Here is a 16344-nt window from a genome sequence, read left to right as displayed (position 1 = left end):
TTCAGGACAGGCGGAACGTTTCCAGGTTCTTCGGGTTGTGCGTCCGCATATTGAACTTCTGGTACAGCGCCGAGGACAGCTGGTTCGTCGTGGACGCGTCGCCGTGGACACAGAGAATTTTCTCCGGTCGCGGGTGCATCGTCTCGACGAACGACTCAAGCCCCTGTCGGTCGGCGTGGCCGGAGAAGCCATCGACCGTCTCCACGTTGAGCCTGAGGCTCACCCGCTCGGCGCGTGGCCCGCTCGTATCGCCCAAGGTAATCTCGTCCTGGCCGCGCTGGATCTGGCGACCGAGCGTCCCCTCGGCCTGATAGCCGACAAAGGCCATCGTGCTGTCCGGGTCGCTGCCCAGCAGTCGGAGCCAGGACATCACGGGGCCGCCGGTGACCATCCCGGAGGTGGTCAGAATGATGGCCGGCTCGTCGTCGGCGATGTCCTGTCGCATCTCGTCGCCGCCGTCGACTTGCTCGAACTGCTCGGCGAGGAACGGGTTCTCGTCCTCGTACAGGATACGCTGGCGGAGGTCGTCCCGGAGGTACTCCGGATACGCGGTGTGGATGGCCGTTGCCTCTCGAATCATCCCGTCGAGATACACCGGCATCGTCGGGATATCGCCCTTTCGCATCGCTTCTTCGAGGACGAGCATGAGCTCCTGGGACCGACCCACGGCGAAAGCCGGAATCAGGATTTTGCCGTCGTTCTCGTAGGCCTCGTTGATGACATCTCTGAGGACCCGTTCGGAGTCGGACTGGTCGGTCTGGTAGTCGTTTTTCCCGCCGTAGGTCGACTCCAGCACGAGCGTCTCCACCCGCGGGAAGTCGTTGACAGCGCCGTCGAGCAGCCGAGTGTCCTTGTAGTGAATGTCACCGGAGAAGGCGACGTTGTACCGTCCCTCGCCGATGTGGAAGTGACACACCGCCGAGCCGAGGATGTGACCGGCGTTGTGCATCGTGAGTTTGATATCGGGCGCGATGTCGGTGACGTTGCCGAACTCCAGAGGAATCGTGTGTTTCAGCGCGTCACGGACTTGCTGGCTCTCGTATGGTGGCGTCCGCCCTTCCTTCGAAGCCACGTCGAGGTAGTCCAGCTGGAGCAGGCCCATCAGGTCTCGTGTCGGCGCTGTCGTGTAAATCGGGCCGTCGTAGCCGTATTTGAACAGGATCGGGATGAGCGCGGAGTGGTCCAGGTGGGCGTGTGTCAGGACGACGGCATCGAGGGAGTTCGGCCCCGCCGCGAGCGCTTCGGGTGCCTGAAGGTACGGGACCTCGCCCTCAGCACCGGGCTTGTCGCCGCAGTCGATGAGGATGCGTGACTCGGGCGTCGAGAGGATGAAGGCGGCGCGCCCGACCTCGCGACAGCAGCCCAGCGTCGTGAGTCGAACCCAGTCCTCGTCGCTCGTAGTGGGGCGGTTGATCTGTCGACCGACGCGCTGGAGGATGTCCCGTCGTTCCTCCCGTTCCTGCTTGAGGTAGTTCCGGACGTTCGAGACCGTCGAGGACTCCATCGGCGGCGTCCGAACGACTTCGGGGGTCCAGCCGACGGAAGCGGAGATTTCGTCGAGGGTCGCGCCGTGGCGGCCGATGACGCGGCCGGGCTTTTCGGCCTCGATGAACACTTCGCCGGTCTGGCGGTCGAAATCCAGGTTCTGGACGCCGGCGTCCTCGGGAATCGTCTGTGTGATTCGTGCCCGGGCTTCGTTCGGCGGGACGAGGGCTTCCTGCGTGGGGCGAACGTTGATTCGTTTGCGAAGCGTCTGTGCGAGGTTTCTGACGATCCCGTCGCGGTTGGCGACCGTCTGCGCATCCGGCGTGTAAATAACCAGCTCCGGCCCCTCGAACGCGACGGAATCGATTTCGATGTCGTCCGGTGTCTCTTCTTCGACCTGTGCTTTGATTCGATCAAGTGTCTCGTCTGCGGAACTCATAAGTTTGGAGATGGAGGCCCGATAGCCGTCGGTAAAACCACGGCTCTCGACTGCCGTTATCTAGCGGGAGTGCAAGCACGGTAAAGAACCTTTGCTTGTCTCGGTATGTCATCGTGTGGTCGTGTCTCGGCAGGAACCGGCGAATTTTAGTGTGGGACTGCGAGTTGTAGTTGTATGGGCTTTGGTAGCTACGATGAATCCGAACAGAAGGACAACGACGTAGACGCAGACGACAGCGAGGGCGTTGCAGTCCACGAGAACGACCACGACGGGTCGGTCTCCTTCGAGACGGAGGCGACCACGAGCGACCTCGTCGACAAACTCGGCGACATGAAAGACGAGGACGAGGAGTAACGCCGCCGCCATTCCCGACTGCGCTTACTGGCCGACTTTTTCCGCGAGTTCACCGCGCTCGTCCAGCTGTTCGAGGATGTCGCTGCCGCCGATGAACTCCCCGTCGACGAACGTTTGGGGGATAGTCTCGCGGTCGCTGTGGCGCTCTAGGGCCTCCCGATAGGCGTCGGTCGCCTTGAGCACGTCCACTGTCTCGATGTCGTCGCGGTGCTGTTGCAGTAGTGCGAGGGCCTTCTTCGAGTAGCCACACTGTGGCATCAGCTCGTTGCCTTTCATGAACAGCACGACCTCGTTGTCCTCGATGACGCTGTCTACCTGGTCCGTGACTTCTTCGGGCGAGAGTTCTTCGGGCTCGAATGCCATACCCTCACTAACGCCGTCGGCAATAAAGGCGTACCGACGGGACAAACGAGGTTGTACCGACGGGTCGAGCGGAACCGCACCGCCGGGATACGACTACTCGGCTTCCTCGGGCGTCAGTGTCGTCAGCTCGATAGCGTGAATGTCGCGGGTGAGATGGTCCCCGAGCGCGTCGTGGACGAGCTGGTGCTGGTCGACTAGTGATTCTCCCTCGAACGCCGGGGACACCACGCGTACGGCGTAGTGTTTGTCGTCGTCGGGGTCCCGCGGTGTGGTGACCGTCGCCTGTGCCTCCGGCAGTTCCGTTTCGATGAGTTCGGCGACTGCATCCTCGTCCATACGCGCTCTGAAGAGAGCGGCAGGCAAAACAGTTGGCGTCACAGTCACGCCGCGGTCACTAACTGAGTGACAGTTGCCGGCTGATACCGACTCCGAGGGCGGCCAGTCCCAGAAGTGCGAGCGCGACCCCGCCGAACCGGACTGCCGAGAACGAGGCCACAAGCCAAACCGTCCAGAGCGCGACCACCAAGGCAAGCCCGCCGGCCACGATCAACAATCAGTCTGACGAATCGCTCCACGTCCGTACCTGTGGTGATCGGCTGTAAATTCCCGCCGGCTGAACCATAGGTGTTTGTGCCTCGGGTACGTAGCTCGAATATGAGCGACGCTACGCTCGTCTACGACGACGACTGCGGCTTCTGTACGTGGTGGGCGGACTTCATCGACGAGCGGTCCGACCTCGAAATCGTCGGGTTCTCCGCTCTCAACGACGACCTGCTGGAGCGACTCCCGGACGACTACGAGTCCTGCTCGCATCTGGTGACCGAGGAGGAGGTGTACTCCTGTGGGGAGTCCATCGAGACAGCGCTCACCTACACTGACATAGGCAAGCCGGCGCGGCCGCTGGTCTCCTTCTTCCGGCAGTTCGAAGACTACGAGCGGTTCCGCGAGCGGGCCTATCGACAGGTCGCCGATAACCGTTCGAAGTGGGGGAAGGTCATGTCGAAGACGCCGCCAGCGCGCAGGGACGGCACGAACTGACGACCCCGGACCCTGGCGTGTTGCAAATTGCCCTCGCTGACCGGGCTGGCGTGGCGCAGAACCGACACCGGAACCGCGTGGCCGCGACAACGAACACCAGGAGGTAACTGACCGCCAGCGCCCGGTGAACAGCATCCGGACGAGCCAGGACCCCCTGGCTCCCACGGCAGCGCACTCCGGATGTGGCCCAGCCCCAGACTGACCGTACCGGGCGACGGCTGTGTCAACCGCATTCAGCCATTACCTGCCTGTTCAGGCCATCAGTTGCTGGTGGGTCGGCTTCATACAGCGGTCCTGGACGACGCGGCGGCCGGCCGCTTCGGCACGTTCGACGGCCTCGTCGTCGTGGATGCCGAGTTGGAGCCAGATGACGGCGTCGTCGTCCCGTTCCAGGGCCGCGTCAACGATATCGCTGACCTCGTCGCTTGGCCTGAACACGTCGATGATGTCTATCTCGCCGGGAATCTCTGACAGCGAGTCGTAGGCCTTCTGTCCGAATATCTCGTCTGCGAAGGGATTGACCGGAATCACCTCGTACCCCTGTTCACGGAGGTACTTCGGGATCTCGTGAGCGTCCTTGCCGGGGCTGGTCGAACACCCGACGACGGCGACGCGGTCCAGTTCGAGGATCTCTCGGAGTTCGTCGTCCGAAGTAACAGGCATACACGGATGTTAGCCGGGCAGCAACAAAAGCGATTGCCTGCGGGACTTACTCCGTGGGCTCGTCGGCCCCTGTCGGTTCCTGCAGGTATGTCTGGCCCCACGCTGCCATTTCGGTGATTACGGACTCAAGTGACTCCCCGTGTTCGGTGAGCGAGTAATTGACGCGAAACGGTTGTTCGTTGATTACTTCCCGGTCGACGAGCCCTTTCTCCTGTAGGTCTTCGAGGCTGTCAGAGAGCACTTTGGAAGAAATCCCGTCGACGTTCTCTTTGAGTTCGTTAAATCCTGACGGGCCGTTATCAAGCAGTCGGTGGATGATGACGGGGTGCCACTTCTTCCCGATGAGGGACGCCGTCGTGGTTATCGGACACCACTCTTCGCCAGCACACCAGACGGAGAGCTTCTCCGGTGAATCGCTCATATCTTGTCGGGATTTCGGCCGCGGCCGGCTAATAACTACCCCTGTGCAGGTAGCCGGACGCTACTGTTCGTGGGCTATAGTAACAATTGAAACATGTACACACCTGATCGCACTGCTGTCGTGCGATCAGGTGTGTATTGATTTTCAATGGCTACTATAGCTTGGGAGACACAGTGGACCCTCGCACAGCGTGTGCCTGCCCAAAATCATGGCGAGCGGCAGCTTCCCAGCCATGAGAGAGTAATTATATTTTTCTCCGGTTATTCAGTGTATTCTTGTATGGTTGCAGTCACCGTGTGGAACGAAAACCGGCACGAACGGGCGACAGGCCCGGCCAATGCGATGTACCCCGACGGGATCCACACGACGTTGGCTGAGATGCTTACTTCCTACGGCCACACCGTCCAGACAGCGACACTCGATGACCCTGCCAACGGACTAACCGAGAAGATACTCGCCGAAACTGACGTTTTATTGTGGTGGGGCGATGTCGCACACGATGCTGTCAGCGATGCGACTGCGAGCCGCGTCGAGCAGGCTGTCCGTGAGGGAATGGGGTTCATCCCGCTACACTCCAGTCACGAATCGAAGCCGTTCGAGGCACTCATGGGAACGACTGGCACCCTGCGCTGGCGCGAGGAGGGCGAGCGCGAGCACGTCTGGGTCGTCGAATCGAGCCACCCAATTACCGACGGGCTTCCCGAGGAGTTCGAACTCGAACGTGCCGAGATCTACGGAAAGGGGTTCGACCTGCCGATACCGGACACCCTGGTGACTGTAAGTTGGTGTGGCGACGGCACAGTGTTTCCCAGCGGGTGTTGTTACTACCGTGATGCAGGACGGATATTCTACTTCCAACCCGGCCACGAGACGTTTCCAGTGTATCACCGGCCGGTCGTTCAGAAGCTCCTGCACAACGCTGTTACCTGGGCCGCGCCGGATGAGACCGACCACCGCTGCGCTGGACAGTCCTGACAGTCGGGACAACCGTTGTGCTGTCTGTTAGCTCTCGGTTGCCCCTCCTTCTGTTTGATTGGCCGACCAGAAAGGACAGACTGTCTCTGTAAATAGGTGATTAGGAGGCGTCTTTCGGAACGGTAGGTGCTGTTTTACCTCGGGAGGGTGACCGAAGGCGACTGCAAACTTAGGGGGCTGGGTCACGACCGTGAGCCAGCATGCGAGGACAACAGCGGAGCCGTAGACCGATTCCAAAGGGTTTGTATCTAATGACTTCGGAGAGTGGCCTATGACAGAGAACGTGGTCGTACTCGGTGCGGGGTACGCTGGTGCGGGGGCAATAAAGAGTTTAGAGGACGAGCTAGACGGTGTGACGGACGTCGATGTGACCTGGATTTCTGAGACGGATTACCACCTGGTCTTGCACGAGTCCCACCGCTGCATTCGGGACCCGAGCGTCCAGGAGAACATCACTATTCCCGTCCACGAGATCAAACAGCCCTCGACCTCGTTCGTTCAGGACGAAGTCGTCGGCATCGACACCGACGCCCAGGAAGTGGCCCTCGCCGATTCCGACACTGTCGAGTACGACTACCTGCTCGTGGGGCTGGGATCGCAGACCGCATTCTTCGGCATCGAGGGCCTCAAAGAGCACGCGCTGACGCTCAAGAGCCTCGACGACGCGCTCGACATCCACGACAACATCCAGCAGGCCGCTCGTGACGCCTCCACCAACGACCCCGCGCAGGTCGTCATCGGCGGCGCTGGCCTTTCGGGTATCCAGACCGCCGGCGAAGTCGCCGAGTTCCGCGACGAACACAACGCGCCCATCGACATCCACCTCGTCGAAGGGCTCGACCAGGTCCTGCCCAACAGCGACCCGGAACTGCAGGGTGCCCTGCGTAAGCGTCTGGAAGCCGCCGACGTGAACATCAAGTGCGGGGAGTTCATCGGCGAAGTCGACGAGGAGACAGTGTACATCGGCGACGAGGACGAACTGGATTACGACGTACTGGTCTGGACGGGCGGCATCACCGGCCGCGATTGTATGCAAGACGTCGATCTGGACAAGGACGAGCGCAACCACCGCATCCACGCCGAAGGGAACTTCCAGACCGAGGATGAACACGTCTTCGCGATCGGCGACTCGGCGCTGATCGACCAGCCGGGCGACCAGCCCGCCCCGCCGACCGCGCAGGCCGCCTGGCAGGCCGCCGAAGTCGCCGGTGAGAACCTCGCTCGCGCCGTGCGAGGCCAGCCGCTGAAGACGTGGACCCACAAGGACAAGGGCACGGTCGTTTCGGTCGGCGAGAAAGCCGTCGCCCACGACGTGGTGAATATGCCTATCGAAACGTTCGGCGGGATGCCCGCGAAACTGCTGAAGAAAGCGATTGCCGCCCGCTGGATCAAGGACGTTACTGGCGTCGGTCGGGCCGTCAAGGCCTGGCCCGACATGTAGTACCTTTTTACGTCACCCCCTCTCCTCGCGGCGCTTCGCGCCGCTGTGGGGAGCGGGTTCGCAAAAATCTACGCTAAAAACGACCGTCTCGCTCCCGCTGGTCGCGAGACGTGAAACCGCGCGCCGATGGCGCGCGGTATGCTGTTTTGCCCGTCTCCGAGCAAGGCACTACCAGGCCGACTCTAACACGCTGACGATGTCTTTTCGTGTGGGTTCCAGTTCTGACGGGACGTTCGCCATGAAGGCGTCTTCGAGGACGGCGTCAGCAACTTCGGGGAACGCCTCGCGGTCGGGGCCGTCAACATCCCGGAGTCGTGTCGGCAGTCCCAGCGTCGTCACCACGTCATTGACCCGGTCGACGACCGCAGCAGCGGGGTCAGAGGCCTCACCGACACCGAGAGCATCGGCGAGTAGTGACCGCCGGCCGTCGACCTGCTCGAACAGGTACGAGAGGGCGTGTGGAGCGATAACCGCGTGGGCCGCGCCCTGCTGGACCTCGTAGGTCCGGGTTAGTCCGTGGCCGAAGGCGTGGATCAGCGAGAGCGTCGTCCCATCGGCCCGCGAGATGCCGTACTGGACGAGCATGATGCCCCGGGTGAGCGACTGATACACCCACGGGTCGTCGTCACCGTTACCGAGTGCGAGCAGTCCGTCTGTGAGAAGACCGAGACCGCGCGACGCTGTGGCGTCAGTTATCGGGGTTGAATTAGCCGCGTACAGCGTCTCGATACCTTTGTCGAAGCCGTTCATCGCCGACGCCGCGAGGACCGACCGGGGCGTCGTCGCGATCAGTTCGGGGTCGTAACAGACGGCTGCGGGCATCAGTTTCGGATCGCCGACACCGCCGCTGGTCGGTTCGTCCACAGGGCAAGTATCGGGCACGGCTGTGACTCCCGCCACGATAGAGAGGTCAGCGCCGGCCAGTGTCGTCGGGACAGCCACAATCGGCGGCAGCTCCGTTTCGGGGACGGCTATCGTTCCGGAATCGACGAACGCCTGACCGACAGCGGCCGGATCACGGTCGGTTGCCGCGAGGATACTGATGATTTTCGCCACGTCGAGGCTGCTCCCGCCGCCGACGGCCACGAGACAGTCGGCATCGACCTCGCGGAAGCGTTCGAGCCCGTCGTAAGCGGTACCGAGCCGCTTGGCTGGCGTCGTTTTCGCGAAGACGCCAGCCAGCTGGTCACCGAGCCCCTCTCGAACGGGGTCCATCACAGCCGGCGTCTCACCGACGGTAGCGCCACAGACGACCAGCGCGCGGTCGTCGCCCTGTGCGTCTAGCTCCGTGTCAAGCGACCGAACGGCATCGGGGCCGTACCGCAGCGTCGCAGGGTCGTACTCGAACCGGAACGGGGCGTTGAGGTCGGCGGCAAGCGGTGTGTCGGGCATTGCTGTGACTCACTCGGCCCCGCTCGTCTTTAGCCCTTCAGGTCGTCAGCGCCGTCGGTCGCCACAGGTCGAGCGTTCGGGTCGTCTGCAAGCGTGGTCACGTCGTCTGTCCGTGGTAAAACCGTAGCGTATTCTCGGCAGGATTCCCGTGCTCAGACCGGCTCCGCCTACTGTGGCTCCATGCCGGCCATCCCGTCAGTCAGTGCGCCGAGGTCGGAAAGCACCTCGGCGAGCGAACCGATACTGTCTTTCTCCCGTCGGTCCGGGTTCACGAGCACCCGAACCGATTCCGTTCCCAGCGAGACGAATCCGAGGTCGAGTTTCGCCGCCGTAGCACGGAGGCCGAGGCCCGCGTCCGCGTCGCTTGCAAGCACCTTCCGAGCGGGGCTTTCGTGTGCCTTCGTCGTGAGTTCGTAGCCGTCGATAGCATCGATGAGTTCGGCGCGGCCGACACCCCGTTCCTCGCCAAGTGCGTCGACCGCGTCGTCGAAGCTCCGCCGCAGTCCAGAAGCGCTGTCGCGGTTGACGAAGCGGTAGTCGCCGTCGACGAGGTCGCCCAGGTCGGACACATCGGTATCAGGACTGACGACCAGTCCCCACTCACGCTGCCATCCCCCGATGTCGGTCGCTTCGTGGTCGCTGCTGGTCGGACCCGCGACGACGGCAATATCGGGCACGCCGTTGTCGAGGCGGCGGAGCCCCTCGGTGGAGCCGAGCGGGAGATACCGCGGGCGGGAAACGGTGTCAAGCAAGCGCGAGAGGAGGGGGTCGTCCTCGCCCATGCCGAGAAGCGTCGGCGGTCTGACCGCCGGGGAGAACAGCGTCACGTCGACTGCCTCCCCCTCAGCAAGGTAGTCTGTCCCCGGCGGCACGTCCACGAAGCCGTCGGCGTCGACGAGGCTCGTCGTCGCGCCGCTGCCCTTGTCGACGGGATAGACCAGCAGCGACCCCGTCTCGTCCTCGACCAGGCCGGCCGGCATGAGGCGTCTGCGCCCCTCGCCGTAGCGTTCCTGGACCGCCATCGTGCCCGAGACCGTCGCTGTCTGTGGCGGGTCCCGCCCGGCGGCGTCCCGGACCGCCGGCGCGACGAACGTCTGGAAGATGGTCAGCGCCGACACCGGGTACCCGGGCAAGCCGACGTACGCCGAGTCGCCGATAGTGCCGACGAGCATCGGCTTGCCGGGCTTGACGGCGACGCCGTGGAGCCTGAGTTCGCCGCGTTCCTCGATCACGCGGTAGATGACGTCCACGGCACTCGCGCTGGTCGACCCCGACGAGAGGACGAGGTCGCACTCGTCGGCCGCCTCGTGGAGCAACCGCTCCATCTCCGCGTAGTCGTCGCCGGCGTGGGGGTACATCACCGGATCGCCGCCGGCCTCCGAGACAGCGCCGGCGAGCGTGTAGCTGTTCACGTCGTATATCTGGCCGGCGGCGCTGTCGAGGGGATCCCCGGGCCGGACGAGCTCGTCACCGGTCGAGAGGATGCCGACCTTGGGACGACCACGCACCGGGACCTCGTCGAGACCTAGCGCCGACAGGAGTCCGATTTCCCGCGGCGTGATGCGCGTTCCAGGTCCGAGGGCGCGTGCCCCGGCCGCGATGTCCGCACCGGCGAGCATCACGTTGTCACCGGGCGCGACGGACGTGCGTATCTCGACGCCGTCGTCTGTCTCGGTCGTTCGCTCGACCATCACGACGGCATCCGCGCCGGGCGGCATCACCGCGCCAGTGGAGATCTCGGCGACCGACCCCGACTCGACCGTCACGTCGGGCTCCTCGCCCGCGTGAACTTCGCCGGCGACTGAAAGCGTCACCGGGTCGGCCTCGTCAGCGCCGAAGGTGTCCCTGGCGTGTACGGCGTAGCCGTCCATGCTCGCGCGGTCGAACCCCGGCACGTCGATGTCGGCGTCGACTCGCTCTGCGAGAACACGGTCCCTGGCATCTGCCAGTGGGACCGTCTCCGGGGCAGGGTCGATGTCGAGGTCCGCGACGACCTCGTGAGCCTCCTCGGGCGACGCCAGGTCGCGGAACTCTCGGCGGTCGCTCATTGGGACCACTCCCAGTCTTCGACAGCCACGGTATCGCCGGCGTCATATCCCTCGACGGACTCCGGCACGACGACCCAGCCGTCGGCGAGCGCGACACTCGAGAGGACGCCCGAGCCGCTGGCCCGCGTCGGCGTCGCGGTCGTTTGCTCGTCCACGCCCTCGTCGTGCAGTTCCACCCGGGCGTAGGTTCGGGTCCCCGGTTCACTGGCTATCTTTCGTGTCAGCTCGGCCTCGGTGGTCGGCGGCGCTGTCGACGGGAGGTGGCCGGCCTGTCGGAGCGCCGGCCGGAGGAACTGGACGGCGTTGACGATACAGGCGACCGGATAGCCCGGGAGCATCAGAATCGGCGTCTCCTCGACCACGCCCAGCGCGACTGGATGGCCCGGCTTCAGCGCGACGCCGTGGACCAGCACCTCGCCGATTCCATCGACGACCTCCGGGAGCAGGTCCCGCTCGCCGACGGAGGACCCGCCGGTCGTCACCACGATGTCGTGGTCGAGGTCGTCGCTGATGGCCGCCCGGAGCGCGTCCACGTCGTCGGTGACGATATCGCGGTAAGTCGCTGTGCCGCCCCAGCGTTCGACGTACTGGGTGACGGTCTGGCCGTTCGTCTCGATGACCTCGCCCGGCGCGGGGTCGTCCTGCACCAGTTCCTCCCCGGTCGGAATCACGCTGACGGTTGGCTGCTCGTACACCTCGATGGTGTCGTTACCGACGGATTTCAGCAGGCCGAGGTCCGACGGACGGAGCCTGTGGCCTGCCTCGTAGAGGGTCTGCCCTTCCGCCACGTCCTCGCCGACCGGCGCGACGTTCTCGCCGCCCGCGACCGCGTCGAACACCGTGACGGTGTCGCCGGCCACCTCGGTCTCCTCGACCATCACGACGGCGTCGGCACCCTCGGGGAGTTCGCTCCCCGTGTGGACGCGAGCCGCTGTTCCCGTTGTCACCGCCTCATCGACCCGGAGCGATGCCGGCGACCGCTGGCTCGCGCCGAACGTGTCCTCGGCCCTGACGGCGAAGCCGTCCATCGCCGCGCGGCGGTAGTGTGGCACCGCGCGCTCGGCAGTGATTTCCCTCGCGACGACGCGCTCGTCGGCGTCGCGCAGCGGGACGCGCTCCGTCCGCTCGTGTGGGGACACTGCGTCAAGCAGCGTCTCCCTGGCCGCCGTCACCGGCGTTCGGTCCTTGAACCCGGCCGACTTTCGGGACTCGTTGCTCATGTGGGTACGAATGGCCGGCACACCAAAAAGCTCGCCAGGTTCAGGAGGGTAGTGACAGTAGCGTAGGTGTGAGTGAGTCGACCCTCCGCTGTCGTCTCTGCGGGAGCGAACTCTCGACGGGGCTAGTCGCGACCGACAGCCGGCACTGCTGTCTCAACGCCACACCTATCGCCGGGACCTGCCCCGAACACGGGCCGGTCGGGCCGCACCACGCCGTGGAGAGGTGAGTATCACCGTCCCCAGCTCGGTCAGTCGAGGCGGTTGAGGTCACCCCGACGCTCCCGATGCATGACACCACCGGCGAACCGACGCAACGTGTCGACGAGTTCTGATTCGGTTTCGTACGTTTCGATTCGCAAGTCCCAGCGCACCGACGCCGACCGAATCATCGCACTCGTCACGTCGTCCTCATGGATGAACACCATCCGATCACCGTGCGTGTCCGCAAGCCGTTCGAGGATACTGCCGGCCTCCTCACCAACGCCGAAGTTGTGTCCGAGAAACGGCAACACGAACGCGGTGGCATTGCTGCATCGCGCAAACTCGATACTCTGTGTCGCCGCGTCCACGTCGTCAGTGTCAATGTCGACATCAAGCGCCAGAAAAGCGTTGAAGCCCGGGTCGGCCCGGAGCGCCCCCTGTACCCGCCGCAACAGTGCTTTCGCCTCATCGATTTCAGCTTTGTTCTGAAACAGTCGCCGGAGTGGGCCAGGCAGGTCGCCGATATCGATATCGGCTCGCTCGGACTCGCTAAGAACGTAGTTGAGATTGAACGACTTGTAGGGCCCCATCAGATAGAACAGGAACCGGTCGTACCGAACATCCCCGACCTGGTCCATAATCCGCTCCCGTGTTATTTCCGTCGCCATAGTGACACCAATCTGCCACTATATTATAAAAGTAGGTATTTTCAGTATTCATTGGCTTGAGAACAGCTAAATATGAGCCGTCCGTACACACAATTGAGATGTCGACGGACCATTCGCGAGCGGTGGACGGGGAGCCGCCGGAGGACCCGGCCGACCTGCTGCCCGACGACAGCGTTCTCAGTCTTGAGGAGTACCTTGATATGCACGCTGCGGTCGGCAACCGGATTCGGTACGAAATCCTCTACCGCCTCGTCCACGGTGGGGAGATGAGTCCGACGGAACTGGATGACATGTTAACTGTCGATGACAGTACGCTCCACTATCACCTCAACACGCTCGTCGACGCCGGCCTCGTCGAGAAGCGCCAGCGGACGGACCGCGGCCAAGATGGACTCTACACATACTACAGTGCGACTGTCTTCGGCGAGGTGACGCTCACCGACGGCGTCGACGAGCTCATCCGTGGCGAACAGGCCTTCGACGACATGTACGACAGTTCGGCGGAGTGAGTGGGCACGCGGCCGGCACGGAGGTTCAAGTACGGGAACGGGGCCACGCCCCGGTATGCAGTCCATGGCTCCCGCCGCCGACCCGGCAGCGACGCTCGCATTACTCGCTGCGGTCGGAACGGGAGTCGGGCTGGGAACGCTCAGCGGCCTCATCCCGGGGCTGCACGCCAACACGTTCGCGCTCTTGCTCGCCGCCGCGGCGAGCAGCCTGCCCGGCCCGCGGCTGTACGTCGGCGTCGCGATGCTTTCGGCCGGCGTGACACACACCTTCCTCGACGTAATTCCGGCGCTGGCGCTTGGCGTGCCGGACCCGGCGATGGCAGCCAGCGCACTGCCGAGCCACCAGTTGGTCATCGAGGGCCGCGGCCGGGAGGCGCTTCGCCTGTCTGCGCTGGGGAGCGGGCTGGCCGTGGTGTTTGCCGTCCCGCTGGCAGTTCCGCTTACCCTGCTGATGGAGCGAGCGTATCCGCTGCTCCGGCCGTGGTTGTCGGTGCTTCTCGCGGGGGTCGCCGTCCTGCTCGTGGTCACGGAGCACGGCCGCCACCAGCAGGTCGGCGCGGCGTGTTCCCTGGCCGCCAGCGGTCTGCTCGGAATCGGCCTGCTCGATGCGCCGGTAACCGGAGCGTTGCCTGTGTCGGACGTGCTGGTCCCGCTGTTTTCGGGACTGTTCGGCGCGCCGGTGCTCCTGGCCGCTATCGAGGGGGACGGCGTCCCGCCACAGGCCGACGCGACGGTGACGACGCCGCGACGAACGGTCGGCGTTCTCGCCGGTATCGGGACGCTCTGTGGTGGCGCTGTCGGCTACATTCCGGGCGTCTCCAGCGCTATCGCAGCGACGCTGGCGCTGGGCCTGATCTCCGACCAGGGGCCGCGAGCGTTCATCGTCACGACGAGCGGCGTCAACACGGCGACGGCTGTCTTTGCGCTGTTCGCGCTCATCTCGTTGGGAACGCCCCGAACCGGCGTTCTCGTCGCGCTCGACCGAGCCGAAGTCCCGTTGGTGCTCCCAGCACTGCTCGCCGCGGTCGCCATCGCTGCCGTCGCCGGCGCGATACTCGTCCCGACGCTGGGCGACCGCTACCTCCGGATTGTCGGTCGACTGGACCCGACATACCTCTCGCTGTCCGTGATTGCGGTCCTGATCTGTCTCTCCGCGCTCTTCGCGGGGCTGGTCGGCGTGGGTGCGTTCGGGGCCGCGACCGCAGTCGGCCACTTGCCCCCGAAGTTCGGGGCTCGGCGGGCGACCCTGATGGGGGTGTTGCTCGTCCCGCTGGCGTTATAGGTAGCCCCGCTGGCGGAAATGGGCGAGCAAGACGGCGACGACGATCACCATCCCGATCATCACCGCGGGGTAGCCGAACGCCCAGCCCAGTTCCGGCATGTTGTACGGGCTATCGGCGAAGTTCATCCCGTAGATGCCGACCACGAAGGTCAGCGGAATGAAGATGGTCGCGACGACGGTGAGCATCTTCATTACCTCGTTGGTCGACTGGGACACCGTGTTCAGGTAGATATCCCGCGCCCCCGCCACCAAGTCGCGGTACGTCTCGGTCAGGTCCACTATCTGGACCAGGTGGTCGTACACGTCCCGGAAATACTTCTCCGTCTGTGGCTGGATTTGTTTGGGGTCGCCGCGGGCGAGCACGCCGATCGCCTCCCGCGCCGGCCAGACCTGTTTGCGGAAGGACAGCAGGTCGCGCCGAACGTCGTTGATCCGTTCCAGCGTCTCGATATCGGTGGAGATGGTCACTTCCTCCTCGATCTGTTCGATATCGGTCTCGATCTCGTCCAGCAGGTCGAAGTACGCGTCGACGATGACGTCGATGACCCGGTAGGCCGTGAAATCTGGGCCGCGGTGGAGGAGTCGCTCGTCCCCGCGGCCGACGGCGTCCATCACGCGCTGGATGGACGGGACGGCTCCCGTCGACAGCGTGACGACCCAGTCGGGGCCGATGAACAGGCCAAGCGGCGTCGTTGTCACCTCCTTGTCGAACGTCGTATCGCCGGGCGTGAGCGACGCGGACTTGACGAGCGCGAACGTGTAGGCGTTGAACTCCTGGACGTTCGCCCGGACGTCGGTCTTGATGTCCTCGATAGCCAGCGAGTGGAGATCGAAGGCGGAACTGACGGCGTCGATTTCTTCGGGTGTCGCGTCGGTGACGTGAACCCACGTCGTCCCGACCGCGGTTCGGGCGGCCGCTAGGTCCTCGTACTCTATCGCCTGTCCATCGGCGTACACCACTGCGGAAATCACGGTGTGTCCTCCGTCGGCGTGGCGTGGCCGACAGCGGCCACCGTCAGGCCGACCATAACCGCCGTCACCGACGCAGACCGGCCAGGGTAGGCGACGCTCGTCCCGACGACGTAGCCGGCGATGCCGACGAGCGTGAGCACCGCACCGGCGACAAACAGCCGATTCATGCCTCCGTCATCACTGGCCCGAAAGAAAACAGTGTCCCCGAAGTCAGTTGCCCGAGTGCGAGAGGCCGCCGAGCAGCGTATCGACGCGTGGCCCTTCGCGGTCGTCGATCCGTTCCGGGTAGACGGCGACGGCGACGACCACGTCGCCCTCGTGCTCGAAGCTCGTGAGGTGGATCAGGACGTCGACTTCCTGACCCTCGATGCTCGTCGTTCCGGAGAACACGGCCACCTCACGGGACTCGCCCAGTGCCTCCACCGAGCGGTTGCGTTCGAACTGGACATCGTTTATCTGGTCGTTCCGGCTGGCGACTTCCTCGACGAGGCGTTCGTTGGACCAGCTGGCGGCCGGGTTCAGCGACTTCCCCGCGACGCTGGCGCTGGGCGTCGAGAAGACGATGAATCGGCCGGCGTTGACCTCACCGAGCGGTCCGAGGTCGATGCCACGCTCGTACTGTCGGACGTGGTTCGTGACGCGGATGGTTCGCTCCTGCCCGGCGACGGTGACCGTCCGCTCGATAGTCTGTTCGTCAGCCATCGACTGCTCGTAGCCGGTCTCTTCGAGCGCACTGTCGCCGACTGACGCCGGTGCGGAGTCGAACTCGACTGTCTCCCCGGTTATCAGGCCGACACAGCCCGACGAGGCGACGAGTAACCCGACGAGAAGCGTGAGGATGCCCTTTCGCATTGTTGTTCCTACACTGTGTCC

At 64.2% G+C, this 16344-nt stretch carries 19 protein-coding genes; 7 read left to right on the top strand and 12 right to left on the bottom strand.

What is annotated here, in order from left to right:
• Position 1: 1 nt before the first annotated feature.
• Positions 2-1924, bottom strand: a complete 1923-nt coding sequence (locus HAH_RS09220; protein ID WP_014040682.1) for a beta-CASP ribonuclease aCPSF1 — start codon at positions 1922-1924, stop codon at positions 2-4.
• A 174-nt stretch (positions 1925-2098) separates the two neighbouring features.
• Here HAH_RS09220 and HAH_RS09215 point away from each other — a divergent pair, with 174 nt between their 5' ends.
• Positions 2099-2278, top strand: a complete 180-nt coding sequence (locus tag HAH_RS09215; protein WP_004516241.1) for a DUF5786 family protein — start codon at positions 2099-2101, stop codon at positions 2276-2278.
• Positions 2279-2302: 24 nt separating this feature from the next.
• Here HAH_RS09215 and HAH_RS09210 read toward each other — a convergent pair whose 3' ends face one another.
• Entirely contained in the window at positions 2303-2641 is a 339-nt protein-coding gene (locus tag HAH_RS09210) for a glutaredoxin family protein (RefSeq protein WP_008313275.1), read from the bottom strand.
• A gap of 93 nt (positions 2642-2734) precedes the next feature.
• The gene (locus HAH_RS09205; RefSeq protein ID WP_014040681.1) at positions 2735-2977 is read right to left on the bottom strand and encodes a BolA/IbaG family iron-sulfur metabolism protein; all 243 of its coding nucleotides are present in this window, start codon (positions 2975-2977) and stop codon (positions 2735-2737) included.
• A gap of 318 nt (positions 2978-3295) precedes the next feature.
• Between HAH_RS09205 and HAH_RS09200 the strand changes: the two genes are divergently transcribed.
• Positions 3296-3679 (top strand): thiol-disulfide oxidoreductase DCC family protein, encoded by a 384-nt coding sequence (locus HAH_RS09200; protein ID WP_014040680.1) that lies wholly within the window; start codon positions 3296-3298, stop codon positions 3677-3679.
• Positions 3680-3931: 252 nt separating this feature from the next.
• On the opposite strand, the gene HAH_RS09195 is transcribed toward HAH_RS09200, so the two are convergent.
• Entirely contained in the window at positions 3932-4342 is a 411-nt protein-coding gene (locus HAH_RS09195; protein ID WP_014040679.1) for a CoA-binding protein, read from the bottom strand.
• 46 nt (positions 4343-4388) lie between these two features.
• Positions 4389-4763: a winged helix-turn-helix transcriptional regulator gene (locus HAH_RS09190; RefSeq protein WP_014040678.1), complete on the bottom strand. Its 375-nt coding sequence runs from the start codon at positions 4761-4763 to the stop codon at positions 4389-4391.
• A gap of 279 nt (positions 4764-5042) precedes the next feature.
• Here HAH_RS09190 and HAH_RS09185 point away from each other — a divergent pair, with 279 nt between their 5' ends.
• Together HAH_RS09185 and HAH_RS09180 are read left to right on the top strand one after the other, a co-directional pair.
• Positions 5043-5738, top strand: coding sequence for a ThuA domain-containing protein (locus HAH_RS09185; RefSeq protein ID WP_014040677.1), 696 nt, complete (start codon positions 5043-5045; stop codon positions 5736-5738).
• A 271-nt stretch (positions 5739-6009) separates the two neighbouring features.
• Entirely contained in the window at positions 6010-7179 is a 1170-nt protein-coding gene (locus HAH_RS09180; protein WP_014040676.1) for an NAD(P)/FAD-dependent oxidoreductase, read from the top strand.
• Positions 7180-7347: 168 nt separating this feature from the next.
• Here HAH_RS09180 and HAH_RS09175 read toward each other — a convergent pair whose 3' ends face one another.
• From HAH_RS09175 to HAH_RS09165, 3 genes are all read right to left on the bottom strand, one after another.
• Complete coding sequence (locus HAH_RS09175) at positions 7348-8571, bottom strand: iron-containing alcohol dehydrogenase family protein (RefSeq protein ID WP_014040675.1); 1224 nt, start codon at positions 8569-8571, stop codon at positions 7348-7350.
• Between the two features lie 167 nt (positions 8572-8738).
• A complete protein-coding gene (locus tag HAH_RS09170; protein ID WP_079891619.1) occupies positions 8739-10619 on the bottom strand; it encodes a molybdopterin biosynthesis protein in 1881 nt (626 codons plus the stop codon).
• Positions 10616-11839: a molybdopterin molybdotransferase MoeA gene (locus HAH_RS09165; RefSeq protein ID WP_014040673.1), complete on the bottom strand. Its 1224-nt coding sequence runs from the start codon at positions 11837-11839 to the stop codon at positions 10616-10618. Before HAH_RS09165 ends, HAH_RS09170 begins: the two co-directional genes overlap by 4 nt.
• Positions 11840-11907: 68 nt before the next feature.
• Here HAH_RS09165 and HAH_RS19950 point away from each other — a divergent pair, with 68 nt between their 5' ends.
• Positions 11908-12066 (top strand): hypothetical protein, encoded by a 159-nt coding sequence (locus tag HAH_RS19950; protein ID WP_165353755.1) that lies wholly within the window; start codon positions 11908-11910, stop codon positions 12064-12066.
• 21 nt (positions 12067-12087) lie between these two features.
• On the opposite strand, the gene HAH_RS09160 is transcribed toward HAH_RS19950, so the two are convergent.
• Complete coding sequence (locus tag HAH_RS09160) at positions 12088-12708, bottom strand: DUF7509 family protein (protein WP_023843318.1); 621 nt, start codon at positions 12706-12708, stop codon at positions 12088-12090.
• Positions 12709-12806: 98 nt separating this feature from the next.
• On the opposite strand from HAH_RS09160, the gene HAH_RS09155 reads away from it, so the two are divergent.
• A complete protein-coding gene (locus tag HAH_RS09155) occupies positions 12807-13217 on the top strand; it encodes an ArsR/SmtB family transcription factor (protein ID WP_014040671.1) in 411 nt (136 codons plus the stop codon).
• Between the two features lie 64 nt (positions 13218-13281).
• Positions 13282-14499, top strand: a complete 1218-nt coding sequence (locus tag HAH_RS09150; protein ID WP_014040670.1) for a tripartite tricarboxylate transporter permease — start codon at positions 13282-13284, stop codon at positions 14497-14499.
• Here HAH_RS09150 and corA read toward each other — a convergent pair.
• From corA to HAH_RS09140, 3 genes are read right to left on the bottom strand one after another with little or no spacing between them, the layout of a single operon-like run.
• A complete protein-coding gene (corA, locus tag HAH_RS09145) occupies positions 14494-15471 on the bottom strand; it encodes a magnesium/cobalt transporter CorA (RefSeq protein WP_014040669.1) in 978 nt (325 codons plus the stop codon). The genes HAH_RS09150 and corA overlap by 6 nt on opposite strands.
• Entirely contained in the window at positions 15468-15638 is a 171-nt protein-coding gene (locus HAH_RS19945; protein WP_014040668.1) for a hypothetical protein, read from the bottom strand. Before HAH_RS19945 ends, corA begins: the two co-directional genes overlap by 4 nt.
• Before the next feature lie 43 nt (positions 15639-15681).
• On the bottom strand, positions 15682-16323 hold the full coding sequence (locus tag HAH_RS09140) for a DUF6517 family protein (protein WP_014040667.1): 642 nt from the start codon (positions 16321-16323) through the stop codon (positions 15682-15684).
• Positions 16324-16344: the final 21 nt, after the last annotated feature.

The organism is Haloarcula hispanica ATCC 33960 (genome assembly GCF_000223905.1).
Lineage (GTDB): Archaea > Halobacteriota > Halobacteria > Halobacteriales > Haloarculaceae > Haloarcula > Haloarcula hispanica.
The sequence above is the reverse complement of the archived record's forward strand: the minus strand, read 5'-3'. Positions and strand labels throughout refer to the sequence as shown.

Coding starts and splice junctions, on each gene's coding strand:
- HAH_RS09220 (WP_014040682.1), bottom strand. CDS start 1,924: ATGAGTTCCGCAGACGAGACACTTGATCGAATCAAAGCACAGGTCGAA.
- HAH_RS09215 (WP_004516241.1), top strand. CDS start 2,099: ATGGGCTTTGGTAGCTACGATGAATCCGAACAGAAGGACAACGACGTA.
- HAH_RS09210 (WP_008313275.1), bottom strand. CDS start 2,641: ATGGCATTCGAGCCCGAAGAACTCTCGCCCGAAGAAGTCACGGACCAG.
- HAH_RS09205 (WP_014040681.1), bottom strand. CDS start 2,977: ATGGACGAGGATGCAGTCGCCGAACTCATCGAAACGGAACTGCCGGAG.
- HAH_RS09200 (WP_014040680.1), top strand. CDS start 3,296: ATGAGCGACGCTACGCTCGTCTACGACGACGACTGCGGCTTCTGTACG.
- HAH_RS09195 (WP_014040679.1), bottom strand. CDS start 4,342: ATGCCTGTTACTTCGGACGACGAACTCCGAGAGATCCTCGAACTGGAC.
- HAH_RS09190 (WP_014040678.1), bottom strand. CDS start 4,763: ATGAGCGATTCACCGGAGAAGCTCTCCGTCTGGTGTGCTGGCGAAGAG.
- HAH_RS09185 (WP_014040677.1), top strand. CDS start 5,043: ATGGTTGCAGTCACCGTGTGGAACGAAAACCGGCACGAACGGGCGACA.
- HAH_RS09180 (WP_014040676.1), top strand. CDS start 6,010: ATGACAGAGAACGTGGTCGTACTCGGTGCGGGGTACGCTGGTGCGGGG.
- HAH_RS09175 (WP_014040675.1), bottom strand. CDS start 8,571: ATGCCCGACACACCGCTTGCCGCCGACCTCAACGCCCCGTTCCGGTTC.
- HAH_RS09170 (WP_079891619.1), bottom strand. CDS start 10,619: ATGAGCGACCGCCGAGAGTTCCGCGACCTGGCGTCGCCCGAGGAGGCT.
- HAH_RS09165 (WP_014040673.1), bottom strand. CDS start 11,839: ATGAGCAACGAGTCCCGAAAGTCGGCCGGGTTCAAGGACCGAACGCCG.
- HAH_RS09160 (WP_023843318.1), bottom strand. CDS start 12,708: ATGGCGACGGAAATAACACGGGAGCGGATTATGGACCAGGTCGGGGAT.
- HAH_RS09155 (WP_014040671.1), top strand. CDS start 12,807: ATGTCGACGGACCATTCGCGAGCGGTGGACGGGGAGCCGCCGGAGGAC.
- HAH_RS09150 (WP_014040670.1), top strand. CDS start 13,282: ATGGCTCCCGCCGCCGACCCGGCAGCGACGCTCGCATTACTCGCTGCG.
- HAH_RS19945 (WP_014040668.1), bottom strand. CDS start 15,638: ATGAATCGGCTGTTTGTCGCCGGTGCGGTGCTCACGCTCGTCGGCATC.
- HAH_RS09140 (WP_014040667.1), bottom strand. CDS start 16,323: ATGCGAAAGGGCATCCTCACGCTTCTCGTCGGGTTACTCGTCGCCTCG.